Source organism: Dysosmobacter sp. Sow4_B12, assembly GCF_052116665.1.
Classification (GTDB): domain Bacteria; phylum Bacillota; class Clostridia; order Oscillospirales; family Oscillospiraceae; genus Oscillibacter.
Map to the genome: position 1 here is coordinate 35,857 of NZ_JBQKKR010000016.1, position 14,556 is coordinate 50,412.

Consider the following 14,556-nt stretch of genomic DNA (forward strand, 5'->3'; position numbering starts at 1 on the left):
TTCGCCGCAAAGTTGCTATACTGTTATCATTGGTCTACAAATCCGCCGGCCGTGTTTTCCGGCAGCGGAGCAGTCCCCGGAAAGCCGGGCAGAATTTTGCGGAAAAGAGAGCGGACGTTATGCTGGAACAGGCTTTTTTCAACGTGTATACAAAATTCAAGCTGCATTTTTATCAAGAGATCTTCCGGCGCTTCCAGGACCGGGAGGCCAGCCTCACCACAGTGGAGACCTTCTGCATGGAGACCATCATGGCCCTGGGCAATCCCACGGTCAATGAATTTGCCTCTTTCATGAGGATCTCTCCGCCCAATGCCGCCTATAAGGTCAACAGTCTGGTAAAAAAGGGCTATATCCGCAAGGTCCAGTCCCGGGAGGACAAGCGGGAATACCACCTGGAGGTCACCCAGAAATACATCGACTACTACAACATCTCCTCTTCCTACATCGTGGAGGTCATGCACCGCATCACCCGGCGCTTCAGCCCAGAGGACTGCAGCAAGCTGATTGAGATGATGAATATTGTCAGCCGGGAGCTGATGCCGGAGGTGGAGATCCCCGAGGCCCGCATGCCGGAGATATGATGTTATTCGAAAAAAGCCCGAAGGACTTTCGTCCTTCGGGCTTTTTCAGATGCTTAGGCAGCCAGCTTGCTGGGCAGCCACGTGACCAGGGGCGGGAACACCGCGCACAGGACGGTCACCACCACGATGATGGCGATGAAGGGGATGACACCCTTGTAGACCTCCTGGATCTTGACGGAATCCGGCAGGATGCCCTTGACATAGAACAGGGCAAAGCCGAAGGGCGGAGTCATGAAGCAGGTCTGCAGCATGGTGGCGGTAACGGCCACCAGCCACAGCCGGTCAAAGCCGAACTGGTCCATGATGGGCAGGAAGATGGGGAACACGATCATCACGATGCCCAGCCAGTCGATGAACATGCCCAGCACGAACACAATGGCCATCATGATGGCGAAGGCGCCCCACTTGCCGATGCCCATGCTCATGACCCAGTTGGAGATGATCTGGTCGCCGTCCAGGGACATGAACACGCCGGTGAAGGCCGCGGCGCCGAAGAGGATGATGAACACCATGGCGGTGGTCTTGGCGGTATCCACCAGGGACTCATAGAGCATCTTCAAATTGAACTGCTTGTAGAAGATCGCCAGGATCAAGGCGAACAGTGCGCCCACGCCGGCGGCCTCCGTGGGGGTGGCGACGCCGCCGAAGATGGAGCCCAGCACGGCGAAAATCAAAATCAGCGGAGGAATGAGGTTGACAAGAGAGCCGGTGATGCGCTGCTTGAGGGGCATCTCCGCCAGCTCCTCGGCGCTCATGGCCGGACCCCAATCGGGGTGGATGTGGCACACCACCATCAAATAAATGATATAGCCCAGGGACAGGCTCAAGCCGGGAACGATGGCGGCAAAGAAGATCTTGCCCACGGAGACCTCGGCATAAGAGCCCATGGACACCAGCATGATGGACGGCGGGATCAAAATACCCAGGGAGCCGCCGGCGCACACCATGCCGCAGGCCAGAGAAGGCTTGTAGCCGCTGCGCAGCAGGATGGGCAGGGACAGCATGCCCATGGTGACCACGGAAGCGCCCACGATGCCGGTGGTGGCCGCGAACACCGTGGACACCAGGATGACCGCCAGGCCCAGGCCGCCCTTCAAGGGGCCCAGCAGGTAGCGGATGGATTCAAACAGGCCGTCCGCCACCTTGGAGTGGGTCAGGAAGTTGGCCATGAGGACAAACATGGGGATGGCCACCATGGAGTAGCTTTGCATCTGGTCATAGATCTTCGTCATGGCGATGGTGACGCCGGGGTCGCCCCAGGCGATCCAGCCCACGATAACGCCGGCGCCGCCCAGAACGAAGGCCAGCTCCTGGCCCAGGACCAGACCCACCACCATAAGGCCGAACAGCAGGCCGATCATAATGACAGCCAGGTCGTCGGCCATGATGCCGTAAGAGGCCACCAGGGCCTGGAGTTGTTGCATGATCGCAGCCATTACTGGGCCTCCTTTCCGTCGGCGGACTTTTTGCCGGTGACATCCTCCGCGATGCCCTGGACCTGCTTGAGGATCTCAGACACGGACTGGACGGCCATCAGCAGCAGTCCCACGAACAAACACAGCTTTACAGGCCAGGTGGGCGCGGCCCACACGGAGTAGGTCTGCTCGCCGGTGGTGTAGGCCTTCAGAAAGAAGGACCAGCTCTCCGGCAGCAGCGCGAACACAAAGGGCACCAGGAATATGACATAGGTCACCAGGTGCAGGATGTGCTGGGCCAGCTTGGGCAGCTGGGCGAACAGCACATCCACCGCCACGAAGGCTTTTTTCTGGAAGCCATAGGCGCAGATGAGGATGATGTAGCAGGCAAACAGCATGACGATCAGATCCTGCGTCCAGATCTGAGGGCTGTTGAACAGGCGCCGCAGGACGACCTCAATGATGATGACAGCCAGGATGCCCAGAGACAGGACGGAAAAGACCTGGCCCAGAATGTCGTTCACCTTGTCGATGCCCTTGCAGATAGCGTTAATAACTTTCATTCTAACACCTCTCTTTTGATGTTCTCTTCAGAGAAGGCGCTCAGTCAGCGCGGTTGAAGCCAAAGCCGTAGTCGCCGGTCCAGTCGCGGTAGTTGGCGGCGTCCGCACGGTAAGCCTGCATGGAGTCATAGACCATCTTGAAGTTGGGGTTGATCTCGCACTCCTCCAGATACGTCTGGCGGCAGGTCTCACGGATCAGGGCCATGTCCTCCTCGGGCAGGTGGGTGACGGTGATGCCCTGCTCGTCGATCATCTGGTTGGTGACGGTCATGTCGTTCCAGATGTACCGGGACAGCTGCTCGCCGCAGCACAGGCGGGCGGCGGTCTCAAAGGCGGTCTGGTACTCCTCGGGCAGCTCGTTCCAGGCGTCCATGTTCACCATGACGCCGTTGACGCCGGCGGACTGGTACCAGGCGGGAGCGCACCAGTAAGGCGCGACCTCCTGCAGCTTCAAAGAGTCATCGGCCTTGGGGCCGGAGAACTCGCCGCCGTCGATAACACCCCGCTGCAGGGACTCGTACAGCTCGGAGGCAGCCACGGCAGTGATATTGATGCCCAGCTTCTTGGCGGCCTTGCCGGCCATCATGCCGCCCAAGCGGATCTTCATCTTCTGCATGTCGGCGATGGAGTTGATGGGCCTCACAGAGCGGATGCCGGACTCAGAGGGGTTGGTGACCAGCGGGAAATACTCCATGTTGTACTGGCCGTACATCTCCTTGTAGCACTGCATGCCGCCGGCCTCATAGATCCAGGTGTAGTAGTCCAGGGCGGTGAAATCGTCCATAATGGTGGACAGCAGCTCAAAGGCGGTGTCCTTGCCGGACCAATAGCCGCCCCAGTCGCCGCCGCACTGGATGGTGCCCTGGCTGACATAGTCGAACAGCTGGCTGGCAGAGCACAGCTCGCCCTCGGAATAGTTGGTGATGGTAAAGCGTCCGTTCGTCAGCTGGCTGACAAGCTCGGTGAACCGCTTGTCCACGGTGAAGTGGACGTTGCCGGCGCCCCAGGTGGAGCCCATCTTCCAGGTGACCACAGGCAGGCTGCTGTCGCCCGCGGCGATGGCGTTGGCGTTGGCGGTGTCCATGGTGCCGGACTTGGTGGAGCCGCAGCCGGCCAGCAAGGACAGCGCCATGCACAGTGTCAGCATCATTGCAAATACTCGTTTCATGTTTCCCTCCCGTTTTTTAGGAGAGCTCCGCTCTCCTATTTTCCAGTTTCATTTTATCAAATCCGCAATTGTGAATAAATCGTAAATACCTGCCTTTCCCCTGTTCTTTTTTTCGCCGTTTCCAAAAATAATCGTTTACTTTTGTACAAAAAAGCAATTTACTTCCCCCGTCTGCCGGCTCCGGGCGAAAAAAGGGGCCATCCTTTCGGATGGCCCCTTTTTTCAATCGCTGTAAAGGGATCTTACTTTGCAGCCTTGGCGGCACGGACAGCCTCGATCAGCAGCGGGGTGACCTTGAACAGGTCGCCGCAGATGCCGTAGTCGGCGATCTCGAAGATGGGAGCGGTCTCGTTCTTGTTCACCGCGATGATGCACTCGGAATCCTGCATGCCGGCCTTGTGCTGGATGGCGCCGGAGATGCCCAGAGCCACATACACCTTGGGATGCACGGTCTTGCCGGTCTGGCCGACCTGGTGGTCGGCGGACAGCCAGCCGGAGTCGATGGTGGCACGGGAGCCGCCCACAACGCCGCCCAGCTCGGCAGCCAGTTCCTCAGCCAGCTTGATGCCGCCCTCGACATCCTTGCTGATGCCGCGGCCAACGGACACGATGTAGTCGGCGCCGATCAAGTCCACCAGCTTCTTGGCGGCCTTCACGACCTCCACGACCTCGGTCTTGAGGTCAGCCTCGCTCAGCTCGAAAGCGGGCTTCACGATCTGGCAGGCGTCAGCCTTGGCCTGGTCGAAGGCGTTCTTCTTCATAACGCCGGGGCGCACGGTGGCCATGCAGGGACGGAAGCGGGGGCAGATGATGGTGGCCATCAGATGACCGCCGAAAGCGGGACGGGTCATCTTCAAGTTCCGGTCCTCCATATCCCACTTCTGGGCGTCCACGTCCAGGGTGGAGGACTCACGCAGGAACTGGATGTAGTTGGGCACATCCACGTCCAGGTGGGTGCAGTCAGCGCACAGGCCGGTGTGCAGACGGGCCGCGCAGCGGGGACCCAGGTCACGGCCGATGTTGGTGGCGCCGATCAAGAACGCCTCGGGCTTCAAGTCCTCGATGACGTCGCAGATGACCTTGGCATAGGCATCGGTGTTGTAAACGCTCAGCAGGGGGCTCTCGCAGACATAGACCTTGTCGGCACCGTAGCCGCCCAGCTCCTTGGCGACGGACTCGATGCCCTCGCCGCCCAGCAGCAGGCCGCACAGGTCCACACCCAGCTCGTTGGCCAGGTCGCGGCCCTTGGAGATCAGCTCCAGGTCGGTGGGCATCAGCTTGCCCTCGCGCTGCTCACAGAACACCCATACATCCTTGAAAGCAGCGATATCAGCACTGTTGAAATTAGACATAGTTCTTTATCCCCTTTCTCAGATGATGTGCTTGGCGGTCAGAATCTCCACCAGCTTCTCGCAGGTCTCCTTGCCATCGCCCTCCAGCATCTGGCCAACGCCCTTCTGAGGAGGCGTGAAGCTCTTGAAGATGTTGGTGGGGGAGCCCTTCAGGCCGATGGTGGTGGCGTCGATCAGGGGATGATCCTTCAGCTTCTCGTAGTCATAGACCTCCAGGGGCTTGTTGTAGGTGCTGTAAATGCCGCCGATGCTCATGTAGCGGGGCTCATTGAGCTCCTTGATGCAGGTCAGCAGGCAGGGAGTCTGGACCTTGATGGTCATGTAGCCGTCTTCCAGCATGCGCTTGACGGTGATGGTGTCGCCGTCCTTCTGGATGTCGGCAGCGTAGGTGACCTGGGGCAGGTGCAGCTTCTCGGCGATCTGGGGACCGACCTGGGCGGTATCACCGTCGATGGCCTGGCGGCCGCACATGACGATGTCGTCCTTCTCGATGCCGATGGTATCGATGGCGGCAGCCAGGATCTGAGAGGTGGCATAGGTGTCGGAGCCGCCGAACTCACGGGCGGACACCAGCACGGCGTCGTCAGCGCCCATGGCCATCAGCTCACGCAGCATGCCGGCCGCGGGAGGGGGACCCATGGTGACAACAGTGACTCTGCAGCCAGTGGCGTCCTTGATCTTCAGGGCAGCCTCCACGGCGTTCATGTCGTCGGGGTTGGTGATGGTCTGCATGGAAGCGCGGTTCAGAGTACCATCGGGATTCACGGCCACCTTACCGGAGGTATCGGGGACCTGCTTGACACAAACAATGATCTTCATAATTCGTTAGTTCCTCCTTACAGACCCATGTTGGCGGAGATGACGATGCGCTGGACCTCGGAAGTGCCCTCGTAGATCTCGGTGATCTTGGCGTCGCGCATCATGCGCTCCATGGGATAGTCCTTGGTGTAGCCGTAGCCGCCGAACATCTGCAGCGCCTTAGTGGTGGTCTTCATGGCGTGCTCAGAGCAGAACAGCTTGGCCATGGCGGCTTCCTTGGTGTAACGCTTGCCCTCGCCCTTCAGAACGGCGGCCTGATAGGTCAGCAGACGGCCGGCCTCGCAGCCCAGCTCCATGTCAGCGAAGGTGAACTGGGTGTTCTGGAACTTGCTGATGGGCTTGCCGAACTGGACACGGCCCTTGGTGTACTCCTTGGCCTCGGCCAGGGCGCCCTCGGCGATGCCCAGGGACTGGGCGGCAATGCCGATACGGCCGCCGTCCAGGGTCTGCATGGCGATAGAGAAGCCCTTGCCCTCACGGCCCAGCATGTTCTCCTTGGGAACGATGCAGTCGGTGAACACGATCTCAGCGGTGGGAGAGCCGTGCAGGCCCATCTTCTCCTCGTGCTTGCCCACGGAGAAGCCGGGGAAGCTGCTCTCCACGATGAAGGCGGAGATGCCCTTGGTGCCCTTGGACTTGTCGGTCATGGCGAACACCACGAACACGTCGGCCACATAGCCGTTGGTGATGAAGATCTTGGAGCCGTTCATGACGTAGTGGTCGCCTTCCAGGCGGGCCTCGGTCTGGCCCTTGGAGGCGTCAGAACCGGCGTTGGGCTCGGTCAGAGCGAAAGCGCCCACCTTGTGGCCGGTGGTCAGCATGGGCAGATACTTGGCCTTCTGCTCCTCGGTGCCATGGGTCAGAATGGGGTCGCAGCACAGGCCGTTGTGGGTGGCCACGATGTCGCCGGTGGAGGCGCACTGCTTGCTCAGCTCCTCGATGCAGATGGCGGAAGCCAGGGGGTCGGCGCCGGTGCCGCCGTACTCCTTGGGCACGCACATACCCATAACGCCCAGGTCGAACAGCTTCTCGATGGTCTCCCGGGGATACTGGCTGGTGCGGTCGGTCTCGGCAGCGATGGGCTTGACTTCATTCTCGGTGAAGTCGGCCATCATCTTCCGGATCAGCTGATGTTCACGGCTCAGATTGAAATCCATGATGTTTACTCCTTATATTTAAATTTGGAAACACTTGTTTAGGGGGCGGCAAATTTGTTTTGGACGAATTCATTTCGGCCAAAACACCTCTGCCCGCCGCAGCGACACGTCCGCGTGCGGACGTGAGGGGGTTCAGCGGAGGCGGAATCCCTTCCGCCGGAGCGTCTAAGGGGGACAAAGTCCCCCTTAGAGGACCTCTTTAATCCTTGATGCCCGCGATGTCCTTGGCAAGCTGCTTCTTGCCCTGGATGTTGCCCTGGCGGGCGATCATGATGCGCTGGGCCTGGGGAGAGCCGGCGCCGTGCATGGACTCGGTGCGGTAGCCCACAGCCGCGGCACCCAGGCACAGGTTCTCGATGAAGCGCATGATGCGCTGGCGGTTCTCGGTGGAAACGCCTTCCCGGGCGGCGAAGAACTTGTTGCAGATCTCGCCGATGGTCTCGCCGTTGCGGCCCACCACAGTCTCGCTGTGGAAGTCCTTCTGAGAGGGCATGGTGACCATCAAGCCACCGGCAATGTCCTCCGCCAGGCGGACGATCTCATAGGGGAAGCGGGTGACGTTCTGCTTGCACACGTTGGCCAGCAGCAGGTCGATCTGGTAGTTGCCCGCCTTGGTCTTGAAGCCCTGGGCGGAGCAGGCGATGCCGCAGCAGAACAGCGTCTCGTTCAGATGGGTCATCTCGATGAGCTTGTCCTTCACAGCGGAGGCCTTCTCCACGCCGTTGTACTCAGCGGCCAGGGCGGCGGCGCCGATGAGGGTGTCGCCCACGCCCACCTTGCAGCCGCCGTAGCTCTGGCGGTGGTAGCCGGCGAAGCGCTCCACGATCATGCCGGCGAACTCATACTCGCCGTTGAGGAAGATGTACTCGTTGGGGATGAACACGTGGTCCAGAACCACCAGGGCCTCCTGGCCGCCGAACTTGGCGTTGCCCACATCGATGGAGGCGTCCTCCTCCAGCTTGCGGGTGTCGCAGGACTGGCGGCCGTAGATCATGTACATGCCCTCGGCGTCGGTGGGGCAGGCGAAGGAGACGGCCCAATCCTTGTCAGCCTCGCCCATGGAGATGGTGGGCATGAAGATGTGCCAGTGGGAGTTGATGGAGCCGGTCTGGTGGCACTTGGCGCCGCAGACCACGATGCCATCGCTGCGGCGCTCAACGACATGGACGTACATGTCGGGGTCCGCCTGCTGGCTGGGAGACTTGGAGCGGTCGCCCTTGGGGTCGGTCATGGCGCCGTCCACGGTCAAGTCATTGTCCTGGACGAAGGTCAGGAACTTCTTGAAGTTCTCGTGGTAGTGGGTGCCGTACTTCTCGTCGATCTCATAGGTGGTGGAGAACACGGAGTTGAAGGCGTCCATGCCCACGCAGCGCTGGAAGCAGGAAGCGGTCTTCTGGCCCAGCAGGCGCTGCATCTTCACCTTGTTCATCAGATCCTCGGTGGACTGGTGCAGGTGGGTGAAGCGGTTGATGGTGTGGCCGGTGAGGCTGGACTTCACGGTCATGAGGTCCGCGTACTGGGGGTCCTGGGCCAGGGCGTAGGTCATGGCCACGCAGTTGATGGAGGGACGGATCATGGGGTGATCCACCCAGTTTTCGATCTTCTCGCCGAACATGTACACCCGGGTGTTCAGCTTGCGCAGGCTGTCAATGTATTCCTGTGCGGTCATCAGTGCCATATTGTTTTTCCTCCTTGTATGTTGGGGGTCTTGGGATTTAGTCGTTGGCCAGGCCCATCAGCTCATCACGGAAGATGCGCTCGTCCATGAGCTTCAAATCCTCGGCGATCTTCGGCATGAACTCCATCTGGTCCAGCACCTGGGTCTGGAGATCGATGCCGGGGGCGATCTCGATGAGGGTCACGCCCTCGGGCCGCAGCTCGAACACGGCGCGCTCGGTGACATACAGCACGGGCTGGTGGACCTTGTTGGCATAAACGCCGGAGAAGGTAATGTGCTCCACCGCCTTGACGAACTTCTTCTTGGCGCCCTCCTGGGTGATGACCAGCTTGCCGTCCCGGCACTCGGTCTTCAAGCCCTTGGCGGTGAAGGTGCCGCAGTAGACCACCTTCTTGGCGTTCTGGGTGATGTCGATGAAGCCGCCGGCGCCGGCCAGACGGGTGCCGAACTTGGACACGTTCAGATCGCCGTTGGGCGCGGTCTCCGCCAGGCCCAGGAAGGCAACATCCAGGCCGCCGCCCTGGTAGAAGTCGAACTGGACGTTGTGGTCCAGAATGGCCATGGCGTTGGCGGAGGCGCCGAACTGGGTGCCGCCGTAAGGCACACCGGCGATGCCGCCGGCCTCCACGGTGAGGATCAGCTTATCGGAAATGCCCTCCTCAGCGGCCACGTTGGCGATCTTCTCGGGAGCGCCGGTGCCCAGGTTGACGATGGCGTCCTGGGGCAGCTCCATGGCGGCGCGGCGGGCCAGGATCTTCTTGGCATCCAGAGGGATGGGGGGGATGGCGTCCACGGGGATGCGGAACTCGCCGGTCAGCGCGCCGTCATAAGGCATGCCCAGGCACTGCATGTTGTCCTCCACAGAGCCTACCACAATGGCGTCCACATAGATACCGGGAATTTTCACCAGCTTGGGGTCCAGAGAGCCGCCCTGGACGATTTTTTCCACCTGGACGATGACCTTGCCGCCGGAGTTCTTGGTGGCCTGGGCCTGGGCGGTGACGTCCAGGGGGCCGATCTCGCGGTGGACGGTGCAGTTGCCGTACTCATCGGCGTAGCTGGCGCGGATCAGGCAGACGTCAATGGGGATGGGCTTGTACAAAAGCCGCTCCTCGCCCTCGATGTTCACCAGCTTCACCAGGTCCTCCTTGGTGCACTCGTTCAGCTTGCCGCCGCCGTTGCGGGGGTCCACAAAGGTGTACAGGCCCACGTGGGTGATGGTGCCGATGTTGTGGGCGGCGATGTCGCGGTACATGTGGGTGATGACGCCCTGGGGCAGGTTATAGGCCTCGATCTTGTTGGCCAGAGCCAGCTCGCCCAGCTTGGCGGCGCGGTCCCAGTGGCCGCCCACCACGCGTCTGCACATGCCCTCGTGGCCGAAGTGGTCGCCGCCGGTGCCGTCCCGGTGGCCCTGGCCGGCCGCGAAGAACAGCGTCAAATCGCGGGGATGTCCGGTTTCCACAAAGCGCTTTTCCAGAGCCTTCGTCAGCGCCTCGGGGCAGGCGCAGCTGACGAAGCCGCCGGTGGAGACGGTATCGCCGTCCTTGACCAGCAGGGCCGCTTCCTCAGCAGTGATCACACGAACTTTCTTCATGCTTAACTTCCCTCTTTATTTCAATATTTTTTAAGATGCTTTCAGATGCTTACTTGTTCTGGAAGTGCTTTTCCTTGCGCTTTTCCAGGAAGGCGCTCATGCCCTCCTTCTGGTCGGCGGTGGCGAAGCACATGGCGAACAGCTCGTTCTCCAGGGCGATGCCGTCGTCAATGTCCATCTGCATGCCGCGGTCAATGCAGGCCTTGGAATACTTCACGGCGATGGGGGCGTTGGCAGTGAAGGACTTGGCCATGGCGATGGCGCCGTTCATCAGCTCCTCGGGGGGATACACAGCGTTGACCAGGCCGATCTCCTTGGCCTCCTGGGCGCCGATGACCTTGCCGGAGAAGATCAGCTCCTTGGCCTTGGCGACGCCCACGCGGCGGGGCAGGCGCTGGGTGCCGGAGAAGCCGGGGGTGATGCCCAGGCCCACCTCAGGCTGGCCGAACTTGGCGCCGCCCTTGCCCTCGGCGTTGGGGCCGGCAGCCAGGATGATGTCGCAGGACATGGCGATCTCGCAGCCGCCGCCCAGGGCGAAGCCGTTCACCGCGGCGATGGTGGGGATCTCCAGCTTCTCGATGCGGCGGAACAGGGCGCTGCCCCGCTGGCCCCACTTGCGGCCAGCGGCCACGTCCATGGGATACTGCTCGCCGATGTCGGCGCCGGCCACGAAGGAGCGGCCCTCGCCGGTGAGGATGAAGGCACCCAGCTCGGTGTCCTTCTCCACCTCGGAGATCACCTGCTCCAGTTCAGAAATCACAGTGGAGTTCAAAGCGTTCAGCGCCTCGGGACGATTGATGGTGACAATACCGATATTGCCGTTCTTCTCGTAACGAATGGTCTGATACATGACTGTTTCCTCCTTAAAAATAAATGTTGGATGGCAGCCGTCCGCGAAGCGCGGGGCTGGCCCAGAGTTTGCTACCGATTAATTAAGCAAATTTTATGCCAATTTTTCGGTGCCGATTTTAGAAAAATTTCCAGTGTTTTCTGTGCAGAATATACAGATTTTTATTTTGTATTTTGTGCTTTTGCCAAAGACTGTGGTGGTTCCATCGGCAGCCTATTCAAAAATGAATAGTTCAACATTCCCTGTGCTTTCTCAAAATTAAAAACGCATTTTGTGGGGAGACTCTAAAATTCTCACCGGATTTCTGTCAAATCCGACGAGCAAAAAAGAGGCTTTTCCTCTTCCTATTCATTTTTGAATATGGTATACTCATTTTTGAATAGAAGCATGGCTTCCACACGATTTGGAAAGCAGGTGGCGGTTTGTCACAATCAGAAAATTTTTCGAATATTTTTGACGAGGACATCAATCTGAAGGGCCTCTTTGAGATCTTGAATCCGGAGAACAATCTGGTCCTGGCGGACGACATGATGCTCTCGGACGCCAAGGGCGTCATTCTGCGGGTCAGCGAGACGTACGAGAAGAACTTCGGCTTCACCCATGACTCCATCGTGGGCAAATCCGCCTTTGACCTGGAGGCGGACGGCACCTTCACCCCCTGCATCACGGCGGAGGTCATCCGCCAGAAGCGGAAGATCACCGCCACCCAGACCATCAACCACTCCCACAAAAACGTCATGACCGTGGGCATCCCCCTCTTCGACGACAACGGGGAGCTGAAATACGCCGTCTGCTTCAACACGGTGTCCATGGAGCAGATCAACACCATCCAGCGGAATTACCGCTACCTCCAGGACTCCATCCAGCAGTACTCCCAGGAGATCGCGGAGCTGCGCACCCGGGCCACCTCCACCTCCATGGTGTTCAAAAGCACCTCCATGCAGCGGCTGTGGACCCTTATGCAGAACACGGCCAACACCAAGGCCAATATCCTCATCACCGGTGAGACCGGCGTGGGCAAGAGCGCCATTGCCAAGACCATCCACAAGATGAGCAACCGGGCAAACGGCCCCTTCATCGAGGTCAACTGCGCCGTGCTTCATGAAAATCTCATCGAGTCGGAGTTGTTCGGCTATGAAAAGGGCGCCTTCACCGGCGCGTCCTCCTCTGGCAAAATCGGCAAGATCGAGCTGGCCAACCACGGCACGCTGTTTCTGGACGAGATCGGCGAGCTGCCGGCCCACATCCAGTCCAAGCTGCTGCAGCTCATCCAGGAAAAGACCATTGAGCGCCTGTCCGGCACCCGGAAGATCGAGCTGGACTTCCGCCTCATCGTGGCCACCAACCGGAATCTGGAGGAGGAGGTCCAGCGGGGATTGTTCCGCTCCGACCTTTTTTACCGGCTGAACGTCATCCGCATCCACATCCCGCCCCTGCGGCTGCGGAAGGAGGACATCTTCCCCCTGGCCCACCAGTTTCTGGCGCGGTTTTGCCGGGAGTACGGCAAAAACCTCACCTTCTCTCCCCGGTTTATGACGTTTTTGGAGCAGTACGACTGGCCCGGCAACGTCCGCCAGCTGGAAAACCTCCTGGAGCGGATGGTCATTACCGTCCAGGACCCCATCATTGACGTCACCGCCCTGCCGCCGGAGTACACCGGCGACGCGGTGCCCCCGGCGGAGCTGCTGGCCCAGAGCGGCACATTGTCCGAGCGGATGGACGCCTACGAGGCCCAGATCATCCGGGACTCCTACCACCGCTGCGGCACCACCGTGGCCGTGGCGAAAGAGCTGGGCATCTCCCAGGCCACCGCCGCCCGCAAGATCAGCAAATACGTCACCGGCCGGTCCTAAGGGCCGCCGCTGAGGAAAGAGGACCGATCATGAGCCTGGTCTCATTGAAAACCGAACTGCGGCAGGACCTAAAGTTGACGCCGCAGCTGCTGCAGTCCATGGAGATCCTGCAGATGAACTCCCAGGAGCTGCTGGAATATTTAAATAAGGTAAGTGAGGAAAATCCCGTGGTGGAGCAGGAGGACTCCTCCGCCCTGCGCAGCGCCTATGAGGAGCTGCGCCAGAAAGCCAGCTGGATCGACGCCGGCGTCCACGGAGGCACCTTCACCCACGAGGACACCGCCATGCCGGAGCGGGGCGCCGCTGACCGGGAGGTGGAGAGCCTCTCCGCCTTTTTGTGCGACCAGCTGGACCGCAAGCGCCTGCCCAAGCCTCTGCTGGCCCTGAGCCGGTACATCGCGGAGCTGGTGGACGAGGATGGCTGGCTGAATCAAGAGGACCTGGACGGTCTGCTGGACTTGAAGATCCCCCAAGCCCTCATCGACCAGGCGCTCTCCACCATCCAGAGCCTGGACCCCGCCGGTGTGGGCGCCCGGAACCTTTCCGAGTGCCTGCTGCTGCAGCTGGCCCGGAAGGACAACGTCTCCCCCGCTGTCATGGACATCGTGTCCCGCTTTTTACCGGAGCTGAGCCGCAAGCACTACGGTCCCATCTCCCGGGAGCTGGGCCTTACCGTGGAGGAGATCCAGGCGACGGAGAAGGTCATCTCCGGTTTGGAGCCCCACCCCGGCCGGGCCTTCCAGCCCACGGAGCCCACGGTCTATGTCCGGCCGGACATCTTCATTGTGGAGCTGGACGGCAAGCTGCAGGCGATTTTGAACGAATACTACCTCCCCCGGGTGTCCATCAGCGACTACTACGCCCGCCTGCTGAAGGAATCCGACGAGCAGGAGACCCGGGAGTACCTGCGCCAGAAGATGCAGCAGGCCAAGTGGCTGCTCAGCAGCCTGGAGCGCCGGGGCAGCACCCTCCGCTCCTGCGCGGACGCCATTCTGGAGGCTCAGCGGCCTTTTTTCTCCGGTGAGACCCACGAGCTCTCCCCCATGAGCCTCAGCTCCCTGGCGGAGGCACTGGCGGTCCATCCCTCCACTGTCTCCCGGGCCACCCGGGGCAAGTTTCTCCAGTGCCGCCAGGGCACCTATCCCCTGCGGTACTTTTTCAGCCGGGCCATCGGCGACCAGGGCCCCTCCCAGCAGGCGGTGAAGCGCCGGCTTCTGGATCTGGTCCGGGACGAGGACCCCGCCCATCCTCTCAGCGACCAGCGGCTGTGCCAGCTGCTCTCCGCCCGGGGCATCCAGGTGGCCCGCCGCACTGTGGCCAAGTACCGCATCGAGCTGGGCATCCAGTCCTCCACCGCCCGGAAACGCCAGTCCTCCTAAGCGCGAAAAAATCCCGAAACCTTTCGGTTTCGGGATTCAGGCTGTCGAAAAAGTCCAGCATAGCTGGGCTTTATCGCATTTATATGGTAAAATAAGCATGGGTGATGAAAGATGCTGGAACGAGGGAAACTGGATCGCGGAATCGTA

At 60.5% G+C, this 14,556-nt stretch carries 12 protein-coding genes; 3 read left to right on the forward strand and 9 right to left on the reverse strand.

Translation table 11 applies throughout. The features are described 5' to 3' along the window. The first annotated feature begins 119 nt into the window (after window positions 1-119). Entirely contained in the window at window positions 120-581 is a 462-nt protein-coding gene (locus ACTQ4R_RS11695; protein ID WP_441628884.1) for a MarR family winged helix-turn-helix transcriptional regulator, read from the forward strand. 53 nt (window positions 582-634) lie between these two features. Here ACTQ4R_RS11695 and ACTQ4R_RS11700 read toward each other — a convergent pair whose 3' ends face one another. The 9 genes from ACTQ4R_RS11700 to ACTQ4R_RS11740 form a co-directional block, all read right to left on the reverse strand. Further along, window positions 635-2,017: a TRAP transporter large permease gene (locus tag ACTQ4R_RS11700; RefSeq protein WP_441628886.1), complete on the reverse strand. Its 1,383-nt coding sequence runs from the start codon at window positions 2,015-2,017 to the stop codon at window positions 635-637. Further along, the gene (locus ACTQ4R_RS11705) at window positions 2,017-2,559 is read right to left on the reverse strand and encodes a TRAP transporter small permease subunit (RefSeq protein ID WP_441628888.1); all 543 of its coding nucleotides are present in this window, start codon (window positions 2,557-2,559) and stop codon (window positions 2,017-2,019) included. Before ACTQ4R_RS11705 ends, ACTQ4R_RS11700 begins: the two co-directional genes overlap by 1 nt. 40 nt (window positions 2,560-2,599) lie before the next feature. Then, on the reverse strand, window positions 2,600-3,727 hold the full coding sequence (locus tag ACTQ4R_RS11710) for a TRAP transporter substrate-binding protein (protein WP_441628890.1): 1,128 nt from the start codon (window positions 3,725-3,727) through the stop codon (window positions 2,600-2,602). Window positions 3,728-3,969: 242 nt separating this feature from the next. Continuing rightward, window positions 3,970-5,079, reverse strand: coding sequence for an acryloyl-CoA reductase electron transfer subunit beta (gene acrA / locus ACTQ4R_RS11715; RefSeq protein WP_418725446.1), 1,110 nt, complete (start codon window positions 5,077-5,079; stop codon window positions 3,970-3,972). A gap of 18 nt (window positions 5,080-5,097) precedes the next feature. Beyond that, window positions 5,098-5,898, reverse strand: coding sequence for an acryloyl-CoA reductase electron transfer subunit gamma (gene acrB, locus ACTQ4R_RS11720; protein ID WP_441628892.1), 801 nt, complete (start codon window positions 5,896-5,898; stop codon window positions 5,098-5,100). Between the two features lie 17 nt (window positions 5,899-5,915). After that, window positions 5,916-7,055 (reverse strand): acyl-CoA dehydrogenase, encoded by a 1,140-nt coding sequence (locus ACTQ4R_RS11725; protein ID WP_441628894.1) that lies wholly within the window; start codon window positions 7,053-7,055, stop codon window positions 5,916-5,918. A 199-nt stretch (window positions 7,056-7,254) separates the two neighbouring features. Next, complete coding sequence (locus tag ACTQ4R_RS11730; RefSeq protein ID WP_441628896.1) at window positions 7,255-8,733, reverse strand: 4-hydroxyphenylacetate 3-hydroxylase family protein; 1,479 nt, start codon at window positions 8,731-8,733, stop codon at window positions 7,255-7,257. A 37-nt stretch (window positions 8,734-8,770) separates the two neighbouring features. Continuing rightward, window positions 8,771-10,327, reverse strand: coding sequence for an acyl CoA:acetate/3-ketoacid CoA transferase (locus tag ACTQ4R_RS11735; RefSeq protein ID WP_441628897.1), 1,557 nt, complete (start codon window positions 10,325-10,327; stop codon window positions 8,771-8,773). 49 nt (window positions 10,328-10,376) lie between these two features. Beyond that, window positions 10,377-11,177: an enoyl-CoA hydratase-related protein gene (locus ACTQ4R_RS11740; protein WP_441628898.1), complete on the reverse strand. Its 801-nt coding sequence runs from the start codon at window positions 11,175-11,177 to the stop codon at window positions 10,377-10,379. A gap of 422 nt (window positions 11,178-11,599) precedes the next feature. Here ACTQ4R_RS11740 and ACTQ4R_RS11745 point away from each other — a divergent pair, with 422 nt between their 5' ends. Both ACTQ4R_RS11745 and rpoN read left to right on the forward strand, forming a co-directional pair. Continuing rightward, complete coding sequence (locus ACTQ4R_RS11745) at window positions 11,600-13,030, forward strand: sigma-54 interaction domain-containing protein (protein ID WP_441628900.1); 1,431 nt, start codon at window positions 11,600-11,602, stop codon at window positions 13,028-13,030. 29 nt (window positions 13,031-13,059) lie between these two features. Further along, window positions 13,060-14,409, forward strand: a complete 1,350-nt coding sequence (rpoN, locus tag ACTQ4R_RS11750) for an RNA polymerase factor sigma-54 (RefSeq protein WP_441628902.1) — start codon at window positions 13,060-13,062, stop codon at window positions 14,407-14,409. Window positions 14,410-14,556 lie beyond the last annotated feature (147 nt).